We start from the raw sequence: 25,174 nt of genomic DNA on the forward strand, positions 1-25,174 counted from the left end.
CCGATGAGGTTCGCGGGCTCCACCCTCTTCTTCTGGACCCTCGCCGCGATCGGCACCGCCCTGGTGCCCTGGCACATGCAGCAGGACGGGCTCTCGGCCGGCGGGCTGATGGCCCTCGGGCAGCAGGACCCCGAAGCCGCGAGCGCCCTGTGGCAGGCGATGGCCCATGGGCGCTTCTGGTTCTGGCCGGTGGTCGCCTGCCTCGTCCTGGCGCTGCCCGGCGCGCTGCCTGCCGCCACGGCGTCCCGCCGCGCCGGCTTCCTGCTGGCGGGAGGCGGACTCGGCCTCGCGGCCATCGTCGCGCAGGGGCTCGCCATCGGCGTGATGGGGTGGTCCTTCCCGTGGCTCGAGACCACCTTCGGGGAACTCGGCGACCGCCAGTTCGGGATCGGCCTCGGCGCCTGCATGGCCTTCATCGGCTGCCTGGTGATGCTGACCGACGGCCTCGCGCTGCGCGGCCTGTTCCGCGGCGACCGCTTCGTCTCTGGCGCCGTCGGCCTTCTGGTCGCCTCCATCGTCATCTTCACTGCCTGGCCGGTGCTGACGATGCTGTCGCAGATGTTCACGCCGCGCGGCGATCTCGGCGTGGGCGCGGCGCTCGCGGACCGCCTGTTCGACCGCAAGATCTGGGGCCTCGCCTGCCTCGGCAGCTCGGTGAATTGCGGCGTCTTCTGGAACACGCTGGCGCTCGCGACGTCCACCGCGACGGCGGCCACGATCCTCGGCCTTTGCTTCGCGCTGATCGTCACGCGCACCGCCTTCCCGGCGAAGCGGGCGATGCGGCTGCTGACCGTTCTGCCGATCATCACGCCGCCCTTCGTCATCGGCCTCGGGCTGATCCTCATCTTCGGCCGCTCCGGCGTGGTGAACCAGCTCGTCGAGGCGACCTTCGGCGTGCAGCTCGGCCGCTGGATCTACGGCTTCGACGGCGTGTTCCTCGCCCAGGTCTTCTCCTTCACCCCGACCGCCTTCCTGGTGCTGATCGGGGTGGTGGAGGGCATCTCGCCGACGATGGAGGAGGCGTCGCAGACGCTCCGCGCGTCGAAGATGCGGACCTTCCGCTCGGTCACGCTGCCGCTGATGATCCCGGGCCTCGCGAATGCGTGGCTCGTGGTCTTCGTCGAGAGCCTCGCCGATTTCGGCAACCCGATCGTGCTCGGCGGCTCCTACGGCGTGTTGTCCACCGAGATCTTCTTCGCCGTCGTCGGCGCGCAGCAGGATTTCGGGCGCGCCGCGGTGCTGGCGGGGATCATGCTCGTGGTCGGGCTCTGCGCCTTCCTGCTCCAGCGGGCCGTGGTCGGGCGGCGCAGCTACGTCTCGGTCACCGGCAAGGGCGATGCCGGGCTGCAGCAGACGCTGCCGCGCCCGGTGAAGATCGTCGCCTTCGCGGTGGCGATCCCCTGGGCGATCCTGACTGTTACCGTCTACTGCATGGCGCTGGCCGGCGCCTTCGTCCGCGTCTGGGGCCGCGACTGGACGCCGACGCTGTCGCACTTCAGGCGCGCCTTCGCCATCGAGTGGGCGCCGGACGGCCGGATGCTCTTCTCCGGCGGCGCCTGGCATTCGCTGTTCACGACGATCGAGCTGGCCGCGACCGCGGCGCCCATCACCGCCAGCATCGGCCTGCTCGCCGCCTGGGTGCTGACCCGGCAACGCTTCGTTGGCCGCACCGCGCTGGAGTTCAGCCTGATGCTGACCTTCGCCGTGCCGGGCACGGTGATCGGCGTGGCCTACATCCTGACCTACAACATACCGCCGCTCGAGATCACCGGCACGGCGATGATCCTGATCGCCTGCTTCGTGTTCCGGAACCTGCCGGTCGGCGTGCGGTCCGGCGTCGCGGCGATGAGCCAGCTGGACAAGAGCCTGGACGAGGCAGCGATCACGCTGCGCGCTTCGACCTTCCGTGCACTGACCACCATCGTGCTTCCGCTGCTCAAACCCGCCATCGTCACCGCGCTCGTCTATTCCTTCGTGCGCGCGATGACGACCGTCTCGGCCGTGATCTTCCTGGTTTCGGCCGAGTACGAGATGGCGACGGTCTTCATCATCAACCGCGTGATCAACGGCGATTACGGCCTGGCGATCGCCTACTGCGCGGTGCTGATCGTGCTCATGATGACGGCGATCGGGCTGATCAACCTGCTCGTCGGCCGTCGCAAGCTCGGGCGCCGCGTCGCCGCCGCACCCGCTGCCCTTCCTGTCGGAGGTCGTGCGTGACGCTTCCTCTTCAGACCCGTAGCGCAGAGGTCCGCCTCCAAGGTGTCGGCAAGCGCTACGGCCAGATACAGGCGGTGAAGCCGCTCGACCTTGTCATCGAGGGCGGCACGCTGGTGACGCTGCTTGGCCCCTCCGGCTGCGGCAAGACGACGCTGCTGCGCCTGATCGCGGGGCTCGAGCAGGCGACCGAGGGGCAACTCTTCATCGGCGGTCGCGACGTCACGCTGCTGCCCGCCGGCGAGCGCAATGTGTCGATGGTGTTCCAGTCCTACGCGCTCTTCCCGCACATGTCGGTGCTGGACAACGTCGCGTATGGCCTCGTCTCGTCGGGTCTCCGCAAGCGCGAGGCGCATGTTCGGGCAGAGGCCACGCTCGAGGTGGTCGGCCTGAAGGGCTTTGGCACGCGCTTGCCGTCGGAGATGTCGGGCGGCCAGCAGCAGCGCGTGGCGGTGGCGCGTGCGCTGGTGCTGGAGCCCGAGGTGCTGCTGTTCGACGAGCCGTTGTCGAACCTCGACGCCCGCCTTCGCCGCTCGATGCGGGAGGAGATCCGCGCGCTCCAGCAGCGCCTCGGCCTGACGGTCGTCTATGTCACGCACGACCAGGCGGAGGCGCTGGCGGTCTCGGACAAGATCGTCGTCATGCGCAACGCCGAGATCGCGCAGGTCGGCACGCCGGAGGAGCTCTACACCCAGCCGAACTCGGTCTTCGTCGCCACCTTCATGGGCGAGGCGAACCACATTCGCGGCCGGATCGAGGCCGTCGAGGACGGCGTGGCGCGGGTGGCTCTCGATGCTCTTCGCATCGACCTGCCCGCCCGCGGCATGGCGCCGGGCGAGGTGGACATCGTCGTGCGCCCCGAAGCGGTGCGGATCGGCCCTGACGGACAGGGCGGCATGCTTCCGGCGACCGTCTCGCGTGCCACCTACATGGGATCGCACACCGAGTACTACTTCGCGACGCCGGTCGGCGATCTCTTCTCCCTCGGGGCCGACCGGCTGGCGCGACGCATGGTCGGCGACGCCATCGGGCTCCACTTCGATCCGGAAGGCGTCGTGCTCGTCCGCCCCTGAGGCGGGAGCCGTCGATCGTCGGGGGCAGCCCGGCAAGGCAGCCGATCCGAGGTTCGAGGAGCCGGCGCCCCAGGACCCTGCCGCGGCCCGGCTCGTGGGGGCTCGCCTTCCTTACGCTGGTGGCAGGCGAAGGGCCCCGTCGAGGCGGATCGTCTCGCCGTTCAGGAGCGGGTTGGCCGCGATCGCCAGCACGAGCGCCCCGAACTCTGTCGGACGTCCGAGCCGCTGCGGGAAGAGTGGTTGGCGCGAGAGGGCCTCGCGTGCCTCCGGCGTCAGCGTATCCATGAGCGGCGTGTGGATCAGGCCGGGCGCGATGGTGACCACGCGGACACCGAAGCGTGCGAGCTCGCGCGCCGCTGGAAGCGTCAGGCCAACGACACCGCCCTTCGAAGCTGCATAGGCAGCCTGCCCGATCTGTCCCTCGAATGCAGCGATCGAGGCCGTGCACACCACCAGGCCACGCTCGCCGTCTGCCAAGGGGCCGTTGGTCGTCATGCGGGCGGCCGCGACACGCAGCAGGTTGAAGGTGCCGACCAGGTTCACCCGCACCACGCGCTCGAACAATGCAAGGTCGTGCGGACCCGAGCGGCCCGCGACGCGCGCGGCGGGCGCGATGCCGGCGCAGGCGACTGCGACGCGAAGCGGGCCAAGCGCTTCCGCGGCTTCGACTGCGGCGATGACCGGAGCCTCCTCCGCCACGTCGCCGGCGACCGCGACACCGCCGATGCGATTGGCAACGGCAGTTGCCTTGGCCCCGTCGAGGTCAAGGACGACGACCTTGGCGCCGGCCTGCGCCAGCGCCTCTGCCGTCGCAGCGCCGAGTCCTGAGCCGCCACCCGTGACGACGGCGGATGACCCCGAGAGATCCATGGTCATTCTCCTGGTTCTTGCGGTCGGATCGCCTTGGGTGCCCGCTTCTCGAGGAATGCCGCGAGCCGCCGCTCGGCCTCCGGCGCGGTTTGCGCCAGCGCGGCCACCAGGCTCTCGACGAACAGTCCGTCGGACTCGGCCATGTCCTGGATCCGCGGCAGCGCCTGCAGCACACCCATGACGGTGAGCGGGGCGGCCTCGGCGACGCGTGCGGCGACCTCCCTGGCGCGGACAAGCGCCTCGCCGGCCGGCTCGACATAGGTGACGAGGCCGACCCGCTCCGCAGCCACGGCATCCAGTGTCCGGCCGGTCAACATCATGTCGGTCATGCGCGCGGCTCCGAGAAGCCGCGCGACATGCACGGTTGCGCCGCCGCCGACGAAGATGCCGCGGGTTCCCTCAGGCAAGGCGAAGACGGCTGTCGTGTCGGCAACCCGGATGTGGCAGGCCGCGGCAAGTTCAAGGCCGCCGCCCACGCAGGCGCCGTGCACCGCCGCGATGGCCGGCACGGGCCCCTCGCGCAGCGTGCGGAATACGCGATGCCAGCCACGGGAGTGATGGAAGACCTCCTCCGCGGTGCGCGAGCGATGCTCGGAGAGGTCGAGCCCGGCGCAGAAGCACGGCCCATGGCCGAAGACCACGATCGCGCGTGCACGCTGCTGTGCCTCGACCAGCCGGGCCTCGAGCGCGGCGAGCAGCGTGTCGCTGATCGCGTTGCGCTTGTCGGGGCGGTCCAGTCCGATCAGCGCCACCGGGCCGGCATAGTCGAGGCTGACGGGATCCTGTGTCATCGTCCCTCCGCGATTCTGCGCAGCGCCGCGAGCAGCCGGGCTCGCTCCCCGGCATCCAGGCCGGCTGAGAGGTCGGCCTCCAATGCCGCTTCCCGCGGGCGCGCCCGGCGCAGCAGCGCGCGCCCGGCCGGCGTCAGGCGCAGCAGGTTGGCGCGGCGGTTGCTGCGATCCTCGACGCGACGGATCAGGCCGTCCGCTTCGAGCCCGGCGAGCAGGACCGCCATGTTGGGCGGCTTGACGCGCAGCGCCTCCGCCAGCGTGCCCTGGCGCATCGTCGGGTCCGCCTCGATCAGCAGCAATGCGCCCAGGCGGCCCGGCGTCAGGCCGAGCGGCGCCATGGCCTGGCTGAACGACTCGAAGGCCGCCATCTGGGCGAGCCGGAGCCAGAAGCCGAGCCGGTCGTCGAGCGCGTCGCGCGGGGTGGCGACCGAGGCTTCGGCAGGCTCCCTGACCCGTGGCGCAGGTCCGGGCGACCTAGGGCGGCGGCAGGCCGGGACTTGGCGGGCATCGAACGGCATGGCGAAGGATATGCTGGTCAGGGCGGATCTTGGCAACGTACTTATACGGTATAACTATTTCGTCCAACTGCGCCACGGAGCGCCGGAGGGAGTCGATGTCCAGCGTCAACGAGCCGCAGGCGTTGCGGGCGCCGCTTGGGCCAGGGCCGGTCTCGATCAGCATGCGCGACGATGGTTGCATGCTGGTCACGCCGCTCGGTGTGCTGGGGCCGTATCCGCGGCGCCTGACCGAACGGCTTGAGTACTGGGCCGCGGAGGCGCCCGATCGCACCCTGATAGCCCGCCGCGATCCGACGCAGGGAGGGGCGTGGCGGCGGATCAGCTACGCGGAGACGCTCAACGCCGTTCGCGCAGTCGGCCAGGCGCTGTTGGACCGCGGCGCGTCCGCGGAGCGGCCGGTCGCCATCCTGTCGGCCAACTGTCTCGATCAGGCGGTGCTCAAGCTTGCCGCGCTGCATGTGGGCGTGCCGGTGGCGCCCATTTCGCCCTCGTACTCGCTGGTCGCGCGCGACTTCACGAAGCTGCGCCATTGCATGTCGCTCGTGGCGCCTGGGCTCGTCTTCGCCGATGACGGCAGCCGCTTTGCCGAAGCGATCGCGGCGACCTGCCCGCCGGGCGCCGAACTTGTCGTCTCGCACGACCCGCCGCAGGGGCGCCCCGCGACACTGTTCGGCGACCTGCTTTCGACCGTGCCGACCGCCGCGGTGGAACGTGCGGCTGCGGCGATCGATCCGGATGCGCCCGCAAAGATCCTGTTCACCTCGGGTTCGACCGGGGTTCCCAAGGGCGTCGTGAACACGCAGCGCATGATCTGCTCGAACCAGCAGATGCTGCGAGAGGCCTTCCCGTTCCTCGCCGAGGAACCGCCGGTCCTGCTCGACTGGCTTCCCTGGCACCACACCTTCGGCGGCAATCACAATTTCGGCCTCGTGCTCTACAACGGCGGCACGCTCTACATGGATGATGGGCGTCCGGTGGCAGGCCGCTACGCCGAGTCCCTGCGCAACCTGCGCGAGATCGCAACACATATCCATTTCAACGTCCCGCTCGGCTTCGCGGAGCTTGCCCAGGCGCTGAGGGCCGATGCGACCCTCCGCGCCACCTTCTTCTCGCGCCTGCGCATGATGTTCTATTCCTCCGCCGGCCTGCCGCAGCATATCTGGGACGAACTCGATGCGCTCGCGCTGGCGGAGCGCGGCGAGAGGATCCCGATGATCACCGGCCTCGGCGCGACGGAAACAGCGCCCTTCGCCATCTGCGTACGGGAGGACTACTCCGAATCCGGCGCGGTCGGGCTGCCTGTCGCAGGCGTGGAACTCAAGCTCGCACCGGTCGGCGAGAAGCTCGAGGCGCGCGTCCGGGGTCCTTCGATCACGCCGGGCTATTGGCGGAACCCCGCTGCCACCGAAGCCGCCTTCGACGAGGAGGGCTGGTATCGCTTCGGCGACGCGCTCGTGCCGCTTGACCCATCCGATCTGCACAAGGGCTTCCGCTTCGACGGTCGCATCACGGAGGATTTCAAGCTCTCGAGCGGCACCTGGGTCAGCGTCGGCCCGCTGCGCTCCCGTCTCGTCGCCGCGCTCGCACCCTTCGTGAAGGATGCGGTGATCGCCGCACCGGATCGCGACATGCTGACGGCCATCCTGATCCCCGAGGCCGACGCTGTGGCCGCCGTCGTTCCGAGGGGCGAGGACGCCGCCACCCATGCTGGCCTGCGCGCCCTGCTGGCCGCGAAGCTGGCGGAGTTCGGAGCCGGGGCTGCCGCCAGCAGCCAGCGGATCGCACGCGCGACGCTGCTGACCGACCCTCTCTCCATGGAGGCGGGCGAGTTGACCGATAAGGCGTCGATCAACCAGCGTGCCGTGCTCACGCGGCGTGCAAGCCTGGTGGATGAGCTCTACGCGGAGGCGCCGCCGCCGCACGTCATCCTCGTCGGAGAGCCCGCATGACGGCCTTGCACACCAGCTGGGACGATGCCTGGCTTCTCGCTGGCGCGCGCACGCCCTTCACAGATCTTGGCGGTCCGCTCAGCCTCGTCTCGCCCATAGACCTGGGGATCAAGGCGGCGCGCGCCGCGCTTGGCCGGGCCGGCATTGACGGAGTGGAGATCGGATACGTCGTCGCAGGGTCGGTCGCCCAGGCCAGCTTCGACGCCTATATGCTGCCGCGCCATATAGGCCTTTACGCCGGTGTCCCGGTCGCTGTCCCCGCGCTGCTGGTGCAGCGGGTCTGCGGCACCGGCATCGAGGCGATCGCCCAGGCGGCGACCGCCGTGGACCGACAGGGTGCCGGCTTCGCGCTGGCCGTGGGCGCCGAGAGCATGAGCCGCAACCCGATCGCCGCCTACACGCATCGTGGCGGCTTCGGCCTTGGCGCTCCCGTCGAATTCAAGGATTTCCTGTGGGAGGCGCTGCTCGACCCGGGCTGCGGGCTGACCATGGGCGGCACGGCAGAGGAGCTGGCCAGGCGGCATGGCATCTCCCGCGCGGAGGTGGATGCCTTCGCGTCGCGCAGCTTCGAGCGCGCCCTTGCGGCACGCGCCGCCGGTTTCTTCGACGAGGAAGTCGTGCCGGTCGTCAACGAGATCTTCGCCCGCGAAGGCATGCGGGACCGCGGCATCGTGCTGCCGCGCAAGGTGGAAAGCGTGGGCGCCGACACGCATCCGCGCCCGTCGCCGGTGGAGCAGCTGGCGAAGATCAGGCCCGCCTTCGGCGGCGTGCAGACCGGCGGCAATTCCTCCGCCGTCGTCGACGGCGCGGCGGCCGTCGTGATCGCGTCCGCTGCGCAGGCCAAGGGCCGCGCCAGGCTGGCGCGACTGGTCGCAGCCACGGCGGTCGGCTGCCCGCCCGAGGTGATGGGCATCGGGCCCGTGCCCGCCATCCGCGCCTTGCTGGAGCGAACGGGGCTCGCCCTGGGTGACATCGCGCTGATCGAGATCAACGAGGCCTTCGGCGCACAGGTCATGGCCTGTGCAAGGCTGCTCGGGCTCGATGAGGCGCGGCTCAACGTGAATGGCGGGGCGATCGCTATCGGCCATCCTCTGGCGGCCACCGGCGTGCGCCTTTCGCTCACCGTCGCGCGCGAACTGCTGCGTCGTGGCGCGCGCTACGGCATCGCGTCCGCCTGCATCGGCGGCGGCCAGGGCATCGCCATCCTGCTGGAGAATCCCGATGGACACGCCTGAGCCGCGCCTTGTCCACACCCGCGCGGTGACCATCGAATGGGGCGACTGCGACCCCGCGGGGATCGTGTTCTACCCGCGCTTCTTCGCGATGTTCGATGCATCGACGGCGGCGCTGTTCCAGGCGGCGCTCGGTATGCCGAAGATCGCCTGGGCGAAGCATTTCGGTGTGCTGGGGATTCCGATGGTCGACACGCGCGCCAGGTTCCATGTCCCGTCCGCCTATGGTGACGAGGTCACCATCGAGAGCCGCGTCACAGCCTTTCGCCGCTCCTCCTTCGATGTCGTGCACCGACTCCTGAAGCAGGACGGCACGCTGGGCGTCGAAGGCTTCGAGACGCGTGTCTGGACGGCGCGCGACGCGGAAACCGGGCGGATCCGTTCCGCGCCCATTCCTGCCGAGGTCATCGCCGCCTTCGCGTGACCCAGCCCGGCGAACGAAGGCGGGCTTCAGGTCTCCGGCCTGAAGCCGCTCTCCTGCACGGCCCGTGCCCAGCCGTCGCGCTCGCGCCGGATGCGCGCGGCAAATTCCGCCGGACCGTTGACGGTTGGCTGGAACTCGAGGCGATCGAGCGCCTGGCGGACTTCCGGCGTGGAGGCGGCCGTCGCGACGGTGGCATAGAGCGCGGCAGCCAGGGCTGCCGGCGTGCGGGCGGGCAGGAACAGGCCCATCCACTCACTGATCGTCAAGTGCGGATAGCCGCTCTCGGCAAAGGTCGGCACGTCGGGCAGGCGCTGCAGGCGATCCGGGCTGGAGACGGCGAGCACGCGCAGTCCCTGGCCGTGATGCGGCACGATGTCGGAGAGCACGGTGGCAACCAACGGGATGTTTCCTGCGATGGCGTCCTGCACCGCGGGAGCGGCGCCCCGATACGGCACGTGGTTCATGCGCACGCCGACCGCGCGACCGACCATGTCGCCGACGAAATGCGGCCCGGAACCAGCGCCCGGAGAGCCGAAGGTCACCTCCTGCCCTCTCTGGGTCCGCATCCATGCGATCAACTCGGCAAAGCTGCGTGCCGGGTGGCTTGTCGGCACGGCGATGCCATAGGCGAAGTCGCATAGCGTGCAGACAGGCACGAAGTCCGTCAGCGCATCATGCCGTGCCTCGCGCGGGAAGATGTGGGGCTGCAGCGTCATCACGCTGGCGGGCGACATCAGAAGCGTCGTGCCGTCGGGCTCCGATGTGCGGACCGCGTCCAAAGCCAACCGGCCGGACGCACCCGCGCGGTTCTCGACGATCGCGCCGGGCGCATAGGTCGGGCGTAGACGCTCCGCGTAGAGCCGCGCCACGAGGTCGGTGGGCCCGCCCGCGGCGAAGCCGACCAGCATCCGCACGTTCCGAGGCACTGCCTGTGCATGGAGGCGGGTCGGCACCCCGGCCAAGGCGCCTGCCCCGAACGCGAGTGCGGCGCGCCGCGTCATCGTGCTCATGTTCGTCGCTCCTCGCGTCTGGGCAGTCTGGCGACACGTGAAGGCCGGGCGGTCCCGACTCAGTCTCTGGGCGCGGCTCCGGCGAACGCCGAACTGCAACAGCGCCGACGGGGCCTTCGATGGACTGCTGCGACCACGGTGTCCGCCGCGCCGGTCATCACGCCAGGGTGAACGCCTCGTTGATCGCGCTTTTCACGCCTCCGCCCATCTGCGGGCCGCCGCCGGCCACGTAAACCGCATCGCCGATCACCACAGCGCCCATGCCGTGCCGTGGCGTGAGCATCGGCGCATAGGCCTCCCAGCTGTCAGTCGCAGGGTTGTAGGCCTCGTTCTGGCCGAAGACGCGGTTCGTCCCCTCGCCACCCATGCAGAAGATCCGGTCGCGGTACCATACGCAGCCATGGCCCGAGCGCGCGGTGGGGATCGGCGCGCGGAAGGTCCACTGGTCCGTGCGCGGGTCGTAGGTGTGATGCAGGTTCGAGTTGGTGTGGAAGGTGTCCACGCGTCCCGCGATCAGATGGATCACGCCATTCACGGCGACGATCCCGGCATGGTCGCGTCCGAGCGGCATGGGCTGGCGGCGGGCGTAGCGATCGCTGCGCGGGTCGTAGACCAGGTGCCAGTCGATCGACCGACGGTTGTCGGAGCCGATGGCGCCGCCGATGATGTGGATCAGGTCGCCCAGCGCGATGCAGGCCATCGCGCCGCATGCCTCGGGCAGGCGACGCAGCGTATGCCAGCGCTCCCCGTCGAAGGCATAGGCGCCGTCATGCGGGGTGCGGTTCTGTTCCAGGAAGCCGCCGAAGGCGTAAAGCCGCTCGCCATGGGTCACGACGCCGACATGGTTGGCGCCGCGCGGCACCTGCGGCAGCTCCGCCCAGCTGTTCGTCCTCGGGTCGTAGGCGTGGTGGTAGGGACGGTCCACGCGCTGCTCGGCATAACCGCCGACGAGGTGCATGCGGCCACGATACTCGACCGCCCACGCCATCTCGGTCCGCGGGACCGGAAGCGGGGCAAGCGCGCGCCAGGCGCCTTGCCGCGCGGCGCGCGGAGCAGGGCTGTCGGTGACGGCGTGGGCGTGGTGCAGATCCGGCAGGTCCATGCGGCCGGGCTGGTTCAGACGCTCGAACTGGCCCGCCTGGTGCGCATGCGTGTTGCCCTGCGCCAAGGCGGGGCCAGCGGCAAGCGCGAAGCCGCCAGCGAGCAGGCCGCGTCGATGCATCGCCATGAGGTCGTCTCCGGAACTTGCGAACGATACGGATCGCTACCATGACCGGGAGCATGTCGGCTACCGGCGGGCGGATCGGTGTCGCCGGCCGGACCCGCCCCCGGCCTTGGCGCTGCCTCCGCGGCAGGGCCGGCACAGTCCTGCCGTGGCTTCGCCCGCTGTGCGGGGCGTTCCAGGACACCGATCACCGCTTGCCGTTCCGGCATCGCGCGGCTGCAGTCGGGGGACCATGATCGAGAGCTTCGGCTTCGCCCTCGTCGCGCTGCTGGTCATCGTCGACCCCGTGGGAACGGCCGTGATCTTCGCGGCGATGACCACGACCAACACCGAGGCCGAGAAGCGACGCCAGGCGATCCGGGCGACGGTCATCGCGGCGCTCGTCCTGCTGGTCTTCGCGGTGCTCGGCGGCTGGCTGCTGCGCGCGCTTGGCATCGGCCTGCCGGCGATGAAGGTCGCGGGCGGCCTCCTGCTGTTCCTGCTCGCCGCCGACATGGTGATGGGGCAGACCTTCCTCCGCGCAACGCCTGAGGAACAGCGCGCCGGCGCCGAGGAGCACGACGTCTCGGTCTTTCCCTTGGCGATCCCGCTATTGGCCGGACCGGGCGGCATGACGAGCATGGTGCTGATGACGCAGGAGGCGCAGGGCGATACCGCCCGGCTCGTGGGCGTCTTCGCCGCGCTCGTGCTGGTGCTGATCCTGACGCTGGTCTGCCTGCTTGCCGCGGGCCGGGTCGCGCGGTTGCTCGGCAAGACTGGCGGGCACGTCATCGGACGTGTGCTCGGTGTGCTCCTGGCCGGCCTCGCAGCCCAGATCGCGCTCGAAGGTGTCAGGCAAAGCCTGGTCGGATGACGCGATGGTCAGTCGAACGTCACGCCGGTGCGCCGGATCAGGTCGGCCCACATCGGGCGCTCCTGCTGCGCGAGGTCGAACACGGCCTGCGGCGTGCCCGGCGTGACCTCGAAGGCGAGCGCTGCGAGGCGTGCGGCAACGTCAGGCATGGCCAGGGCGGCGTTCGCGGCGGCATTCAGGTCGGCGACCGCTGCAGCCGGCGTGGCGGCGGGCACGACCAGCCCTCCCCAGGAGGTGATGCGGAAGCCGGGCCAGCCGGTCTCCTGGACCGTCGGCACCTCCGGCAAATGCACGGACCGGAGTGCCCCGGTGACGGCGAGCCCCCGGGCGTCTCCGGTGCGCAGCGCCGCAGCGAAGGACGAGATGTTGTCGCACGCCATGGCGACTTCGCCGCGCAGCAGAGCTTCCAGCATCTGTGGGCTGCCGCGATAGGGAATGTGGAGCATTGGTGCCCCGCTCATCGCGGTGAGCAGTTCGATTGCCAGATGGCCGGTGGTCGCGAGGCCCGGTGACCCGTAGCCGGGCGGCGCCGGTGCGCGTCGCGCGAAGTCGAGCAGTTCCGGCAGCGTGGACACCGGCATCTCGCGGCGCACGGCGATGACGTTCTGGACGAATCCGAGCAGGCCAACCGGCGCGAAGACCTCGTCCACGACGAAGGGCTGGCGTCGAAGGGCCGTCTGGTTGATCGCCATGGTCACGACATTCACGTAGCCGAGCGTGATGCCGTCCGGTCGCGCCCGCGCCACCTCCGCCAGCCCGACCGTGCCGAAGCCGCCCGGACGGTTCTCGATCGCGATGGGGCCAAGGATACGGCGCATCCCTTCCACCAGCAGCCGGCAGACGAGGTCGGGCGTGCTGCCGGCCACCGAGGGCACGACAAGCCGGATGCCCCGCGCGGCAGGCTGCGCCTGGCTGGGCCGGGCCGCCAGCGCGACGGCGGCTGCGCCAAGAGCACGCCGCCGGATGGCGGTGCGTCCGCCGACCGTCTCGTCACGCCGCTCCTGTCCGATGGCGTCTGGCACGGCGTCCGCCCGGCGCTAGATCGCCAGCAACAGCTGGCGCAAGCTCGTGGGCGCGCCCGCGCCGAGGAGCGTCGCCGCGGGCCGGGGAGCGGCCCCCGTACGCGCGGCGTCACGCACCTCGCGCGGGGAGAGGCCGAAACTGCGCCTGAACATGCGGCTGAAGCTCGATGCGTCGAAGAGGCCGACCGCTGCGCCGATCTCGGAGACCCCACGACTATCGGCCGGGTCGGACAGCGCGCGGAAAGCCGCGGCCAGGCGCTCGCGCTGGATGAAGAGCGCCACGCCGCCGTGTGGCGCGAACAGCCGATAGAGCTGCGAGCGCGAGATCCCGGTCATGCGACAGAGCCGCGTCGGCCCGAGCGTGGCCGAGCCGAGCTGCGCGCGCACGATCGCACGCACCTGCATCGCCTGCGCCGCCATCAGGGCGGGCGTGGCGGCCTCGGGTCGCTCGGGACCGCCGGCGAGCGCGAGGGCGACCAGGGCGCGGGTCGCCTCCGCCATCCGCTCGGCGTCGGCGCGTGTCATCCGGGGGAGTTCCTCGGCGAGGAGCACCAGATGGTCGCGCAGCAGTCGTCCGCCGGCCGTGTCGAGCGCCAGCACCTCGCCCGGACGGGGCGTCGCGGCAGCTCGGCCGAGGTCGCTCCGCGGCACGTACAGATGCAGCCAGCTCGACGCCGTGCGTGCCGCGTCGAAGGGCTGCCCGAGCGTGTGGAGATAAAGCTCGCCCTGGCGCATCGCCGTCACTTGGTCGCCGGTGCGGTAGGTCCTTCGGCCGCTGCGCGCCATGGTGAAGGACCAGTGGTCGATGCCGTCGCGCCGCACCTGCGCCAGGGAGCGGCTGTAGATCCCGGCCGGCGTCTTGGCGACCAGCATCGCCAGGCCGCCGAACTTCCAGGTTGCCGCGTGCACGTCGTAGGCGGGCGGCCTGTCCGCCGGGGCCGCGTAATCCACCAGGCCGGAGTTCACCTCCCGCCAGAAATCGAACTGGCGTTGCGGCGCCACGCCCCGCGTCGTCTGATGGAGAGGCTGCAGCATGAGTTGGCCCAAGGGCGGTGCCGGCAGAGCCGCACCGCCCGCGCCGTCCATGACGACCCCTGGCACGATTGAATCGAGCATGGCCTCCCCTAGCCGGTCAGGGGCCTGCAAGTGAACGGAAATCCGGCCCGTGCCCGTTGCCTCCCCCCACAGGGACGCGGCGCCGAAGATCGGCACGCCTGGCCTACCCCTGTCCGGGACGATATGTTGAGCACCTGCCGCCCGCCGCGCATGGCGGCCGGGATGGGGCGTCCAGGGCCGGGACGTGACGCCGACGCCTGGGCCGCCCGCGCGGGATAGCTTCGGGCTGCCTGCTCGACCTGCATGTCCCCCCGGCCGGCCAGGTGGTCTTTCCGGATGGTCGGTGGCGGGATGGGCCGGGCTGCCCCAACCCTTTCGCGGAGGCGGCGATGATGGACTGGCCACGGCACCAACCCGGCGGGACGCCGCTCGCGATCGTCGTGCACTTGGCGGCCGAGGCGCGGATGGCCAGCGCAGACACGGCGAGGCAGGGATGATGGCGCAGCGCGACGCGGTGCGCGTGGACCTCGCACTGCAGGGCGGAGGCGCCCACGGCGCCTTCACCTGGGGCGTGCTGGATCGCCTTCTCGAGGAGGAGTGGCTCGACATCGAAGGCGTCTCCGGCACCTCGGCCGGGGCCATGAACGCGGCCGTGCTGGCCAGCGGATATGCGCAAGGCGGGCGACCCGGCGCGCGGCAGGCGCTCGAGGCCTTCTGGCGCCGGGTCTCGCGCGCCGCCACCTTCAGCCCCTTCCAGCGCGGGCCGGTCGACCGCATGCTGGGCCGCTGGACGCTCGACAATTCGCCCGCCTTCCTCGCGATGGATCTGCTGGCCCGCGTCGTCTCCCCCTATGACCTGCCCTCGATCGGCGGCAACCCGCTGGCCGGGGTGCTGGAGGAAAGCGTCGATTTCGCCGCGCTGCGCGACGGGCCGATACGGATCTTCGTGACCGCCACCAATGTGCGGACCGGACGGCCGCGTATCTTCCGCAACGCCGATCTGCGGACCGAGGCGCTGCTCGCCTCCGCCTGCCTGCCGCAACTCTTCCAGGCCGTGGAGATCGACGGCGAGCCCTATTGGGACGGCGGCTTCGCCGGCAACCCGACGCTCGTGCCGCTAGTGACGGAACTGCAGTCCGACGACACGATCCTGGTGCCGATCAACCCGATCGAGCGGCCTGGAACGCCGCGCAGCGCACGCGACATCCTCGACCGTGTCAACGAAATCTCCTTCAACGCGGTGGCGCTGAAGGAGCTGAAGATGATGGCGCTGCTCCGCAAGGTGGCCGATCCCGGCGCGACCGAGGGTGCCGCCTGGGCGCGGATGCGTCTTCACGTCGTGCGCAACGACGTGGTGGTGGGCCTCGGCTACTCCTCCAAGCTCAACGCCGAATGGGCGTTCCTGGACTGGCTGCGCGACGCCGGCCGGGCCGCGGCCGAGCGCTTCCTGGCAGAGCATGCGGCGGCGATCGGCGTGCGGTCCTCCCTCGACCTCGACGCCCTGATCGAGGGGCTGTAGCGCGGACCCGTTCAGCCCTCCCGCTCGCCCTCCGTCCGAGGCTCCTGGCCGGACAGCAGCTCGGCGTACGGGCGGCTGGTTGGGAACTCCTCGCAGAGCGTCAGCGCGGCGATCAGCACCGGCGTGCCGATCAGCGCGCCGGGGATGCCCCAGATGAAGCCGCCGGCGAACACCGAGACGAGGACAAGGAAGGGGGAGACGGCGAGGCTCTTTCCCGTCAGCCGCGGCTCGATGTAGCTGCCGCCCAGGAACTGCACGACCTGCAGCCCCGCGAAGACCAAGAGAGCCGTCCCCCAGGAGCCGAACTGCAGCGCGGCGAACAGGGTGGGGAAGAGCGTCGCGATCAGCGGGCCGAGGAAGGGGATGTAGTTGAGCACGAGGGCGATGGCGCCCCACTCCGCGGCGAGCTCCAGCCCGATCGCCGCGGCGAAGGCCCACACGACGAGACCGGTGAGCACGCTCATCAGCGTCCGCACCATCATGTAGGCGCGCAGCTTCGCCGCCGTGCGCTCGGCCGCGCGCAACAGGGCCGCCGCCGTACCGGGGCCGAGCCGCAGCATCTGCGCGCGCGCTGCGTCGACCTCGAGAAGCCCGAGCAGCACGAAGACGAGGGTGAGCAGGATGAAGCTCAGCATGCCCTGAAGCTGCGACAGCACCGTCTGCGCCACGCGCACCAGCCAGCGCGCATCGAACTGCGCGGCGAGCACGCCGGCCACCTCGATCCCCCGCGACTCGGCCCAGGCGACCTGCGCGGCGTAGAAGGCCTGCAGTTGCGCCGCGTTCGCCACCACCGAGGCGCCGACGCGGCCGAAGGCCCAGGCCACCATCAGCGCCAGGCCGATCAGCGTGACGAGCGCGACCAGCAGGGTCAGCACCGTGGCGGCGGCGGCTGGCATGCTGCGCTGCAACCGTCCCTGCAGCGGCCAGACAAGGGCGATCACGAAAACCGCGAAGACAACGGGCGCCACCACCGACTGCGCCACCGAGAGCGCCGCGGCGAGGATGGCCAAGCAGGTGAGCGTCAGCAGAAGGCTTGGAAGGCGGGTCAGCGGCATGGTGGTCCCTGGCGCAGCCTGACATCCGGCCGCTTGGTGGCCGAGGGTCGTTCCGCTCCTGTCTACTGTCCAGGCTGCCGTGCTGCCCGGCCCGCGGGCGGGGTCGGGACGCCGGGCCCAGGGGCGGGACAAAGCGCAGGTGAACCGCAGCGGGCGCGGCGCTACCTTCGGGCACCTACGGTGCGGGGAAGGGGCCATGGACCGGATCACGGGCGCTGCAGCCCTGCCATGCCTTCTGCTGGTGCTCGCCGCCTGCAGCGAGCCGCCCGCACCGCCTCCGCCCGAACCGCGCCCGGTGCGCGTCACGACGGTCGAAGGTCGCGGCGAGCCCACCGTTGTCAGCCTGACCGGCACCATCCAGGCCGAGACCGAGGTCAATCTCGGCTTCCGCATCGACGGGCGCATGGTGGAGCGCCTGGTCAATGTCGGCGACCGCGTCACGGCCGGCCAGGTGGTCGCGCGTCTCGACCGCACCAACGAGGAGAACTCGCTGCGCGCGGCACGCGCCTCGCTGACGGCGGCCCAGGCGCAGATGCGGGAGGCACGGGCGAACTACGTCCGCGCGGCGGAGTTGCTGCGCACCGGCTTCGGCACGCGCCAGCGCTACGACCAGGCTGCGCAGCAATTGCAGACCGCAACGAGCGCGGTGGATTCCGCCCAGGCCCAGGTCAACATCGCCGAGAACCGCCTGGGCTACACCGAGCTCCTCGCCGATGCCCCCGGCACCGTCACGGCTCGCGGCGCCGAGCCCGGTGAGGTCGTGGCGCCGGGGCGGATGATCGTGCGCCTCGCGCGCCAGGAAGGCCTCGATGCGGTCTTCGACGTGCCGCCCCTGGTCAAGGACATCGCGCCGCCCGACGTCGTCGTGAGCGTCGCGCTGACCCTCGACCCTTCGGTGCGCACCACGGGCCGCGTACGGGAGGTCTCGCCGAGCGCCGATCCGGTGACCGGCACCTTCCGGGTGCGCATCGGCCTCATCGACCCGCCGCCCGGCCTGCGCCTCGGCTCGACCGTGACCGGGCGGATGGAGGTCGCGGGCGGCGCCGGCTACGCCATCCCGGCCAGCGCGCTGACGCGCCAGGGCGCGTTGCCGGCCGTCTGGGTGGTGGACACGACGAGCCGCACCGTGGCGCTCCGCCCGGTCGAGGTGCTGCGCCATGACCCGGCGCGCGCCATCGTCTCCTCCGGTCTCACCGGCGGGGAGGTTGTGGTGACCGCGGGCGTCCAGGCGCTCCGGCCCGGGCAGCAGGTGCGGCTGCTGGACCGCGCCCCGTGATCGGACCGAACCTCTCCGAGTGGTCGATCCGGCGGCCGCAGCTCGTCCTCTATTTCATGCTGGTGGCGGTCATCGCCGGCGCGCTGGTCTTCATGCGCCTCGGCCGCAACGAGGACCCGGCCTTCACCTTCCGTACCATGGTCGTCTCCGCCGCCTGGCCGGGTGCCACGATCGAGGAGACGCTGCTGCAGGTGACCGAGCGCATCGAGCGCACCCTGCAGGAAACGCCGAACCTCGAGCGGCTTCGCAGCTACACCATCGCCGGCCAGACGACGATCTTCGTGGATCTGAAGGGCTCGACGCCGCCCAACGTGGTGTCCGACATGTGGTACGAAGTGCGCAAGCGCGTCGGCGACATGCGCCACACCCTGCCGCAGGGCGTGATCGGCCCCGGCTTCAACGACGATTTCGGCGACACCTTCGGCATCATCTTCGGCTTCACCGCCGACGGCTTCAGCCGGCGCGAACTGCGCGACCAGGTGGAGGCCGCGCGGTCCCGTCTGCTGCGCGTGCCGGACGTGACCAAGGTCGAGATACTCGGCGCGCAGGACGAGGTTATCTTCGTCGAGTTCTCGCTCGAACGCCTGGCCGGGCTCGGGCTGAACTACCCATCGCTGATCGCCGCGCTGCAGGCGCAGAACGCGGTCAGCCCCGCCGGTTTGGTGCAGACCGGGGAGGAGCGGCTGGCGCTGCGCGTCTCGGGCGCCTTCCAGAACGAGGCCGACCTTGCCGCCGTCTCCTTCGTGGCCGGCGACCGGCTGGTCCGGCTGACCGACATCGCTGAGATCCGCCGCGGATTCGCCGACCCGCCGCAGCCGATGTTCCGCGTCAACGGCCAGCCCGCGATCGGGCTGGCGGTCGCGATGCGCCAGGGCGGCGACATCCTGGCCCTCGGCAAGAACCTGCGGCGCGAAATGCGGCTGATCGAGCGCGACCTGCCGATCGGCATCGAGCCCTTCCTCGTCGCCGACCAGGCCGAGACGGTTGACACCGCGATCGGCGACTTCACCGAGAGTCTGTGGCAGGCGATCGTCATCATCATGATCGTCAGCTTCATCGCACTCGGCATGCGCGCCGGGGCGGTGGTTGCGCTCTCCATCCCGCTCACGCTCGCCATCGTCTTCCCGCTGATGATGCTGGCTGGGCTCGACCTGCAGCGCATCTCGCTCGGCGCGCTGATCATCGCGCTGACGCTGCTGGTGGACGACGCGATGACGACGATCGACGCGATGATCCGCCGGCTCCAGGCCGGCGACAGCAAGGACCAGGCGGCGACCTTCGCCTACCGCACGCTGGCCGCGCCGATGCTGACCGGCACGCTGGTGACCATTGCGGGCTTCATCCCGATCGGCTTCGCGGCGAGTTCGGCCGGTGAGTACACCTTCTCGATCTTCGCCGTGGTCGGCATCGCGCTGGTGGTGTCCTGGTTTGTCGCCGTGCTCTTCGCGCCGCTGATGGGCATGGCGATCCTGAAGGCACCGAAGGCCGCGGCCGAGGGTACTGCCGCGCCGCCACCCGGGGCCGTGCTGCGCTTCTATGCCGGCTTCCTGCAACTCGCGATTCGGCTGCGCTGGGTGACCGTCGCGGTCGCGGTCGCGGCCTTCGCCATCTCGCTCTATGCCGTGCGCTTCGTGCCGCAGCAGTTCTTCCCCTCCTCCGACCGGCCGGAGCTTCTGGTGGACATCGCGCTGCCCCAGAACGCCTCGATCTTCGCGAGCCAGGAAGCGGCTGAGCGGCTGGACGCCGCGCTCGCTGCCGATCCCGACGTCGCGCATTGGAGCACCTATGTCGGCCGCGGCGCGATCCGCTTCTACCTGCCGCTGAACGCCCAGCTCGCGAATCCCTTCTTCGCCCAGGCCGTGGTGGTGGCGAAGGACCTCGACGCCCGGCTGCGCCTCCAGCCGCGGCTCGAGGCGCTGCTGGCGGAGCAGTTCCCCGCCGCTACCGCACGCGTCTCTCCCCTGGAGCTTGGTCCCCCGGTCGGCTGGCCGCTGCAATGGCGCGTGGTCGGCCCCGATACCGAGACGATCCGCGCCATCGCGTTCGACGTGGCACAGGTGCTCGCCGCCAGCTCCGGTGCGCGGAACCTGAACTTCGACTGGATGGAGCCGGCGCGGCAGCTCCGCGTGATGGTGGACCAGGAGCAGGCCCGGCAGCTCGGCCTCTCCTCCGCCGCCGTCGCCTCCACGCTGAACGCGGTGATCACCGGCAGCGTCGTCACGCAGATCCGCGACGACATCTACCTGGTCAACGTCCTTGCCCGCGCCACGGCGGCGGAGCGGCTCTCGCTCGACACGCTGTTGACGATGCAGGTACCGATCCCGGGCGGACGGACGGTCGCGCTCGGCCAGTTCGCCACCTTCGAGTACGGCCAGGAGTATCCGCTCGTCTGGCGCCGCGACCGCGTGCCGTCCCTGACCGTGCAGGCCGATGTGCGCCCTGGCGTGCTGCCCGACACGGTGGTGGCCGAGGTCGAGCCGCGTCTGGCGGAGCTGCGCGCGCGCCTGCCGGCGGGCTACGCGATCGAGCTCGGCGGCATCGCGGAGGAGAGCGCGGACAGCCGCGCCTCGGTCATCGCCGTGGTGCCGATGATGATCGTCGTGATGCTGACGGCCCTGATGTTCCAGCTGCAGAGCTTCGCGCGGCTGGCGCTCGTCGTGGCCATCCTGCCGCTCGGGCTGATCGGCGTGGTGATGGCGCTGCTTGCCTTCGATCGGCCCCTCGGCTTCGTCGCCATCCTCGGCATCCTCGCGCTGCTGGGCATGATCGCGAAGAACGCGGTGATCCTGATCGTGCAGATCGATCAGGATCGCGCCGACGGGCTACCGCTGCGCGAGGCGGTGGTGGCGGCCGCGACGTCGCGGCTCCGGCCCATGCTGCTCACGGCGCTCTCCACCGTGCTGGGGCTGATCCCGATCGCGCCGACCGTCTTCTGGGGGCCGATGGCCTTCGCCATCATGGGCGGGCTGCTCGTGGCCACGCTGCTGACGCTGATCGTGCTGCCCGCCCTTTACGTCATTGCCCTCGAGCGCGGCGAGGCGCACGTCAGCCGGGGCTGAGCGCCGCGACGAGGCCGGGTGCGGGCTGCATCGCCACCGGCGCACGCCGTGCGACGACCTCGCTCGGCGTGCAGCCGAATTCGCGGCGAAAGGCGCGGGTGAAGTTCGACGGATCGAAGAAGCCGACGGATTCGGCGATCCGGCTGACTGAAGCGGGCCCGTCGGGACGTGCCAGTTCGGCATAGGCACGCCGCAGGCGCCGGAGCTGGATGACCCGCGCCAGGCCGCCCGCCGGCGCGAAGCAACGGTACAGCTCGGAGCGGGAAATGCCTGCCAGCCGCACCAGCTCGGCGGGAGTGAGATCGGGGTCGCCGAGCGACTTGTCCACGAGCCCGATCACGCGGGCGCGCCGCGCGGCTTCAAGCTGCGCGCGGGTGGAAGCGGGGCGGAGATCCCAGCCGAGCAGGCACGCCGACAGCATCGAGGAGAGGGCGGCCTCGAGCCGCGGCGCTTCCTCGGGCGTGATCTCGTCGAGCGACGCGATCATGCGTGGGAGCATCCCCGCGAGCATGCGCGCCGGAGCGCTGGTCAGCGGCACGGCGCGCTGCGCGGCGAAGACGGCGGCCAGTTGCGGAAGGCGCTCCGGCGCGACGAACACGCCGAGCCAGCCTCCGCCGACATGGCGCAGCCCGAAGCCGCTGCCGAGCGAACCGAGCCACAGCGTGCGAGGCTGTCGGTTGGCGTCGACGCCAAGCCCGACGAACCAGTGATCGAACCCGTCGCGGAGTCCCTGGGTTCGCGCGCGGCGATAGTCGACCGGGTCGGACTCGACCTCGACCAGCACGTGGCGGCCGAGACGGCGAAGCGTCGCCCGGGCGTGGAAGTCGCCGGCGTGTCCGCACGGCAAGGCCGCGAGCACCGCGGGGTGCCAGAAGGCCCGCCAGGCATCGAAGCGTATGGGCGCGGGCAGGTCGTCGGTGTCGAGGCCGAAGCGCTCTTCCCGGCCGTGTCGTCCGGTGCCCGTTGGCGCCTCTCGGGCCATGTCGGCGCCTGGTTCTGGCAAGCGCGGGTCTCTCCCCAGAATACTCCGGAGAAATACCGCACCTTCCGGATGGCATGCCATGGCGGGCCAGCGGCCTGGAATGCTTGGCGCAAGGCGGGGACGCGTTGCGCATCCGAAGCCCCCACATGACCTCTAGCTCCGGGCCGGCGGCATGGCCAAACTGCAGCGTCAATCGGGGGGCGACATGCGGGCGAGCGGCATGGTGCGGCCGGGGTTTCGGGCCGCGTCGGATCTGACCGTGCTGCGCCTTGGTCTCCTCGTCCTGGCGCTGGTCCTGGCGGGCTGCGCCAGCATCGTCCGCTTGCCGCCGCCGCCGCCCATGGAGGTGGAGGGCCTCCGCATTCTCGACGTGCCTGACGCGCGCTTCTGGGGGGATGGCGATCCGGCGCCGCTCAGGCGCTACCTGGCGCAGGTGCTGGAACGACGGGAGGAGGACGCTCCCCGGCCTGGCGGGGCCCGCCTGCCCCCCACCCATTTCCTCGCACTCTCGGGCGGCGCCGACGACGGTGCGTTCGGCGCGGGCATTCTGGCAGGTTGGACCGAATCCGGGACGCGGCCGAGCTTCAGCCTGGTGACCGGCATCTCGGCCGGCGCGCTGATCGCGCCCTTTGCCTTCCTCGGTCCCGCCTATGACGACCGCCTGCGCGAGTTGTTCACCGAGATTGCGCCCGCGGACGTGCTGCGCCTCGGAAGGATCGCAGTCGCCCTGCTGTTCCGCGAGGCGATCGCGGATACGAGCCCCCTGGCCCAGCTGATCGGCCGCCATGCGGATGAGGCGATGCTGGCCGCCATCGCCGCCGAGCACGCCCGCGGGCGCCTGCTGCTGATCGGGACGGTGAACCTCGACGTCGGCCGCCCGGTCATCTGGAATATCGGCGCTATCGCCTCGAGCGGGCACCCGCGTGCACTGGAGCTGTTCCGCAGTATCCTGCTGGCCTCAGCCTCCATCCCTGGCGCCTTCCCGCCCGTGCTCATCGAGGTCGAGCATGGCGGCCGGCGCTTCGAGGAGATGCATGTGGATGGCGGAGCCGCCATGCAGGTCTTCCTGTATCCGCAGGGTCTGGTGCCGCGCGAGGCATGGGCGCGGGCGGGCCTGGTGCGGGAGCGGACGGCTTGGGTGATCCGCAACGGACGGATCGACGTCGTTGCGGCGGACGGACCGCGAGGCATCTTCAGCATCGCCACACGCTCTGCGCGGACATTGCTGCATTTCTCCGGCGTCAACGACGTCAACGCCATCTATCTCACCGCGCTGCGCGACGGGGTGGCGTTCCGCCTGCAGGCGATCGGCGGCGACTTCCAGGCCCCCCGCCCTGAACCCTTCGATACGAGCTACATGCAGGCGCTCTTCGAACACGGCCGGGCGCGCGGCCGCGACCCCGGCAGCTGGCGGAATGCGCCGCCGCCGGTCACGCTGCTTGCGCCGGCCCCGCCATGACGGGGCGACCGGCGCCGGCCGCTGCCCGATCGCCGGCGGGACGGACAGATTGCACAAGGCTGGGACGCGTCGCGGATCACCAGAGCGCGGCCGGGGCTACTCTACGGCCGGAGCAGAGGGCGAGGCCGAGCACACGGCGCCCTGGCGGCCGGAACATTGAGGCGGGATCCCATGAGCGATCTTGATCGGGTGCTCGAACGCGTCGACAGGGACCTCGACGCGGCCATCCAGCGCCTGTTCGATGTCCTCCGCATCAAGTCCATCTCGACCGACCCTGCCTTCGCGAAGGACTGTGCCGCGAATGCGGAATGGCATGCGGCCGACCTGCGCTCGATCGGGTTCGAGGCCGCCGCGAGACCTACGCCGGGGCATCCGATCGTCGTCGCGCATGACCGCAGCGCGGCGGGGCCCTCGGCGCTGTTCTATGGCCATTACGACGTCCAGCCTGTCGATCCGCTCGAGCTCTGGGATCGCGATCCCTTCGACCCCGTCATCGAGGCGATGCCGGACGGCACCAAGGTGATCCGAGGCCGCGGCAGCGCCGACGACAAGGGGCAGCTGATGGCCTTCGTGGAGGCCTGCCGGGCCTGGAAGGCGGTCACAGGCAGGCTGCCCATCCCGGTCAGCATCCTGCTGGAAGGCGAGGAGGAGAGTGGCGGCCCGAGCCTGCCTGGCTTCCTCGAGGCGAACAGCAAGGAGCTGAAGGCGGAAATCGGGCTGATCTGCGACACCAACATGTGGGATCCGCGGACACCGGCGATCGTCACCATGCTGCGCGGCCTGTGCGGCGAGGAGGTGATCATCCATGCCGCCGACCGCGACCTGCATTCCGGCTTCTACGGCATGGCCGCGGCCAACCCGAACCGCATCCTGGCGAAGATCCTTGCCGACCTCTACGACGACCGGGGGCGCATCACGCTGGCCGGCTTCTACGACGGGGTGCCGGACCTGCCGGAGACCCTGCGCGAGCAGTGGAAGACACTCGGCTTCACCGCCGAGAAATTCCTCGGCGTCGTCGGCCTCTCGCTGCCGGCAGGCGAGCAGGGACGCGACGCGCTCGAGATGGTCTGGTCGCGCCCGAGCTGCGAGATCAACGGCATGGGCGGCGGCTACCAGGGCGACGGTTTCAAGACCGTCATTCCAGCCAAGGCTTCGGCGAAGGTGTCCTTCCGGCTGGTCTTCGACCAGGACCCGCACAAGGTCCGCGAAGCGTTCCGCGCGCATGTCCGCGCGCGTGTGCCAGCCGATTGCCGCGTCGAGTTCATCGAGCACGGCGCCGGTCGCGCCATCCGCTTCCCCGACGCTGACCCGGCCTTCGCAAAGGCGCGCCGGGCGCTTTCGGACGAATGGGGCAAGCCGGCCGTGTTCATCGGCTCCGGCGGTTCCATCCCGGTGACGCATCTGCTGAAGACAACACTCGGCATGGACGTGGTGCTGGCCGGCTTCGGGCTGGAGGATGACCGCATCCACAGCCCGAACGAGAAGTACAACCTGCAGAGCTTCCACAAGGGCATCCGCTCCTGGGTCCGCATCCTGGAGGCGCTTTCCAAGTGACCGCGATGAGCCCCCCGCCGGCCCGCCCTG

20 protein-coding genes are annotated in these 25,174 nt (G+C 70.8%); 11 read left to right on the plus strand and 9 right to left on the minus strand.

The features are described 5' to 3' along the window. Positions 1–3 precede the first annotated feature (3 nt). Positions 4–2,220, plus strand: a complete 2,217-nt coding sequence (locus tag L2I40_RS00815) for an ABC transporter permease (protein WP_237212954.1) — start codon at positions 4–6, stop codon at positions 2,218–2,220. Continuing rightward, the gene (locus L2I40_RS00820) at positions 2,217–3,290 is read left to right on the plus strand and encodes an ABC transporter ATP-binding protein (protein ID WP_237212955.1); all 1,074 of its coding nucleotides are present in this window, start codon (positions 2,217–2,219) and stop codon (positions 3,288–3,290) included. Before L2I40_RS00815 ends, L2I40_RS00820 begins: the two co-directional genes overlap by 4 nt. Positions 3,291–3,401: 111 nt before the next feature. Here the strand turns inward: L2I40_RS00820 and L2I40_RS00825 are convergent, their stop codons facing one another. From L2I40_RS00825 to L2I40_RS00835, 3 genes are read right to left on the minus strand one after another with little or no spacing between them, the layout of a single operon-like run. Further along, the gene (locus L2I40_RS00825; protein ID WP_237212956.1) at positions 3,402–4,160 is read right to left on the minus strand and encodes an SDR family NAD(P)-dependent oxidoreductase; all 759 of its coding nucleotides are present in this window, start codon (positions 4,158–4,160) and stop codon (positions 3,402–3,404) included. Between the two features lie 2 nt (positions 4,161–4,162). Next, positions 4,163–4,951, minus strand: coding sequence for a crotonase/enoyl-CoA hydratase family protein (locus L2I40_RS00830; protein WP_237212957.1), 789 nt, complete (start codon positions 4,949–4,951; stop codon positions 4,163–4,165). Beyond that, complete coding sequence (locus tag L2I40_RS00835; protein WP_237212958.1) at positions 4,948–5,469, minus strand: MarR family winged helix-turn-helix transcriptional regulator; 522 nt, start codon at positions 5,467–5,469, stop codon at positions 4,948–4,950. Before L2I40_RS00835 ends, L2I40_RS00830 begins: the two co-directional genes overlap by 4 nt. A 95-nt stretch (positions 5,470–5,564) precedes the next feature. On the opposite strand from L2I40_RS00835, the gene L2I40_RS00840 reads away from it, so the two are divergent. From L2I40_RS00840 to L2I40_RS00850, 3 genes are read left to right on the plus strand one after another with little or no spacing between them, the layout of a single operon-like run. After that, positions 5,565–7,418 (plus strand): feruloyl-CoA synthase, encoded by a 1,854-nt coding sequence (locus L2I40_RS00840; RefSeq protein ID WP_237212959.1) that lies wholly within the window; start codon positions 5,565–5,567, stop codon positions 7,416–7,418. Further along, positions 7,415–8,653 (plus strand): thiolase family protein, encoded by a 1,239-nt coding sequence (locus L2I40_RS00845; RefSeq protein WP_237212960.1) that lies wholly within the window; start codon positions 7,415–7,417, stop codon positions 8,651–8,653. Before L2I40_RS00840 ends, L2I40_RS00845 begins: the two co-directional genes overlap by 4 nt. A 25-nt stretch (positions 8,654–8,678) precedes the next feature. Beyond that, on the plus strand, positions 8,679–9,074 hold the full coding sequence (locus L2I40_RS00850; RefSeq protein ID WP_237212961.1) for an acyl-CoA thioesterase: 396 nt from the start codon (positions 8,679–8,681) through the stop codon (positions 9,072–9,074). A 26-nt stretch (positions 9,075–9,100) separates the two neighbouring features. On the opposite strand, the gene L2I40_RS00855 is transcribed toward L2I40_RS00850, so the two are convergent. Together L2I40_RS00855 and L2I40_RS00860 are read right to left on the minus strand one after the other, a co-directional pair. Next, positions 9,101–10,084: a Bug family tripartite tricarboxylate transporter substrate binding protein gene (locus L2I40_RS00855; protein WP_237212962.1), complete on the minus strand. Its 984-nt coding sequence runs from the start codon at positions 10,082–10,084 to the stop codon at positions 9,101–9,103. Positions 10,085–10,241: 157 nt separating this feature from the next. Continuing rightward, a complete protein-coding gene (locus L2I40_RS00860; protein ID WP_237212963.1) occupies positions 10,242–11,312 on the minus strand; it encodes a Kelch repeat-containing protein in 1,071 nt (356 codons plus the stop codon). Positions 11,313–11,541: 229 nt separating this feature from the next. Here L2I40_RS00860 and L2I40_RS00865 point away from each other — a divergent pair, with 229 nt between their 5' ends. Continuing rightward, positions 11,542–12,162, plus strand: coding sequence for a MarC family protein (locus L2I40_RS00865; RefSeq protein WP_237212964.1), 621 nt, complete (start codon positions 11,542–11,544; stop codon positions 12,160–12,162). Positions 12,163–12,170: 8 nt separating this feature from the next. Here L2I40_RS00865 and L2I40_RS00870 read toward each other — a convergent pair whose 3' ends face one another. Both L2I40_RS00870 and L2I40_RS00875 read right to left on the minus strand, forming a co-directional pair. After that, the gene (locus L2I40_RS00870) at positions 12,171–13,184 is read right to left on the minus strand and encodes a Bug family tripartite tricarboxylate transporter substrate binding protein (RefSeq protein WP_237212965.1); all 1,014 of its coding nucleotides are present in this window, start codon (positions 13,182–13,184) and stop codon (positions 12,171–12,173) included. A gap of 15 nt (positions 13,185–13,199) precedes the next feature. Continuing rightward, entirely contained in the window at positions 13,200–14,186 is a 987-nt protein-coding gene (locus tag L2I40_RS00875) for a helix-turn-helix domain-containing protein (RefSeq protein ID WP_237212966.1), read from the minus strand. 547 nt (positions 14,187–14,733) lie between these two features. Between L2I40_RS00875 and L2I40_RS00880 the strand changes: the two genes are divergently transcribed. Continuing rightward, positions 14,734–15,759, plus strand: coding sequence for a patatin-like phospholipase family protein (locus tag L2I40_RS00880; RefSeq protein ID WP_237212967.1), 1,026 nt, complete (start codon positions 14,734–14,736; stop codon positions 15,757–15,759). An 11-nt stretch (positions 15,760–15,770) separates the two neighbouring features. On the opposite strand, the gene L2I40_RS00885 is transcribed toward L2I40_RS00880, so the two are convergent. Further along, on the minus strand, positions 15,771–16,814 hold the full coding sequence (locus L2I40_RS00885) for an AI-2E family transporter (protein ID WP_237212968.1): 1,044 nt from the start codon (positions 16,812–16,814) through the stop codon (positions 15,771–15,773). Between the two features lie 196 nt (positions 16,815–17,010). Here L2I40_RS00885 and L2I40_RS00890 point away from each other — a divergent pair, with 196 nt between their 5' ends. Together L2I40_RS00890 and L2I40_RS00895 are read left to right on the plus strand one after the other, a co-directional pair. Next, positions 17,011–18,090, plus strand: coding sequence for an efflux RND transporter periplasmic adaptor subunit (locus L2I40_RS00890; RefSeq protein WP_237212969.1), 1,080 nt, complete (start codon positions 17,011–17,013; stop codon positions 18,088–18,090). Further along, positions 18,087–21,149: an efflux RND transporter permease subunit gene (locus L2I40_RS00895; protein WP_272910916.1), complete on the plus strand. Its 3,063-nt coding sequence runs from the start codon at positions 18,087–18,089 to the stop codon at positions 21,147–21,149. The genes L2I40_RS00890 and L2I40_RS00895 overlap by 4 nt, the downstream gene beginning before the upstream one ends. Here the strand turns inward: L2I40_RS00895 and L2I40_RS00900 are convergent. Further along, the gene (locus L2I40_RS00900) at positions 21,136–22,152 is read right to left on the minus strand and encodes a helix-turn-helix transcriptional regulator (protein ID WP_237212970.1); all 1,017 of its coding nucleotides are present in this window, start codon (positions 22,150–22,152) and stop codon (positions 21,136–21,138) included. The genes L2I40_RS00895 and L2I40_RS00900 overlap by 14 nt on opposite strands. Positions 22,153–22,390: 238 nt before the next feature. Here L2I40_RS00900 and L2I40_RS00905 point away from each other — a divergent pair, with 238 nt between their 5' ends. Together L2I40_RS00905 and L2I40_RS00910 are read left to right on the plus strand one after the other, a co-directional pair. Then, positions 22,391–23,590, plus strand: a complete 1,200-nt coding sequence (locus L2I40_RS00905; protein ID WP_237212971.1) for a patatin-like phospholipase family protein — start codon at positions 22,391–22,393, stop codon at positions 23,588–23,590. Positions 23,591–23,761: 171 nt separating this feature from the next. Then, the gene (locus tag L2I40_RS00910) at positions 23,762–25,144 is read left to right on the plus strand and encodes a M20/M25/M40 family metallo-hydrolase (protein ID WP_237212972.1); all 1,383 of its coding nucleotides are present in this window, start codon (positions 23,762–23,764) and stop codon (positions 25,142–25,144) included. The last annotated feature ends 30 nt before the right edge of the window (positions 25,145–25,174 follow it).

Source organism: Falsiroseomonas oryziterrae (assembly GCF_021864505.1).
In the GTDB taxonomy this organism is placed as follows: Bacteria; Pseudomonadota; Alphaproteobacteria; order Acetobacterales; family Acetobacteraceae; genus Falsiroseomonas; species Falsiroseomonas oryziterrae.

Excerpts from the sequence above, each read along its gene's own strand:
- L2I40_RS00815 (WP_237212954.1), top strand. The coding sequence starts at position 4 with ATGAGGTTCGCGGGCTCCACCCTCTTCTTCTGGACCCTCGCCGCGATC.
- L2I40_RS00825 (WP_237212956.1), bottom strand. The coding sequence starts at position 4,160 with ATGGATCTCTCGGGGTCATCCGCCGTCGTCACGGGTGGCGGCTCAGGA.
- L2I40_RS00830 (WP_237212957.1), bottom strand. The coding sequence starts at position 4,951 with ATGACACAGGATCCCGTCAGCCTCGACTATGCCGGCCCGGTGGCGCTG.
- L2I40_RS00835 (WP_237212958.1), bottom strand. The coding sequence starts at position 5,469 with ATGCCGTTCGATGCCCGCCAAGTCCCGGCCTGCCGCCGCCCTAGGTCG.
- L2I40_RS00840 (WP_237212959.1), top strand. The coding sequence starts at position 5,565 with ATGTCCAGCGTCAACGAGCCGCAGGCGTTGCGGGCGCCGCTTGGGCCA.
- L2I40_RS00845 (WP_237212960.1), top strand. The coding sequence starts at position 7,415 with ATGACGGCCTTGCACACCAGCTGGGACGATGCCTGGCTTCTCGCTGGC.
- L2I40_RS00855 (WP_237212962.1), bottom strand. The coding sequence starts at position 10,084 with ATGAGCACGATGACGCGGCGCGCCGCACTCGCGTTCGGGGCAGGCGCC.
- L2I40_RS00860 (WP_237212963.1), bottom strand. The coding sequence starts at position 11,312 with ATGGCGATGCATCGACGCGGCCTGCTCGCTGGCGGCTTCGCGCTTGCC.
- L2I40_RS00865 (WP_237212964.1), top strand. The coding sequence starts at position 11,542 with ATGATCGAGAGCTTCGGCTTCGCCCTCGTCGCGCTGCTGGTCATCGTC.
- L2I40_RS00880 (WP_237212967.1), top strand. The coding sequence starts at position 14,734 with ATGATGGCGCAGCGCGACGCGGTGCGCGTGGACCTCGCACTGCAGGGC.
- L2I40_RS00885 (WP_237212968.1), bottom strand. The coding sequence starts at position 16,814 with ATGCCGCTGACCCGCCTTCCAAGCCTTCTGCTGACGCTCACCTGCTTG.
- L2I40_RS00890 (WP_237212969.1), top strand. The coding sequence starts at position 17,011 with ATGGACCGGATCACGGGCGCTGCAGCCCTGCCATGCCTTCTGCTGGTG.
- L2I40_RS00910 (WP_237212972.1), top strand. The coding sequence starts at position 23,762 with ATGAGCGATCTTGATCGGGTGCTCGAACGCGTCGACAGGGACCTCGAC.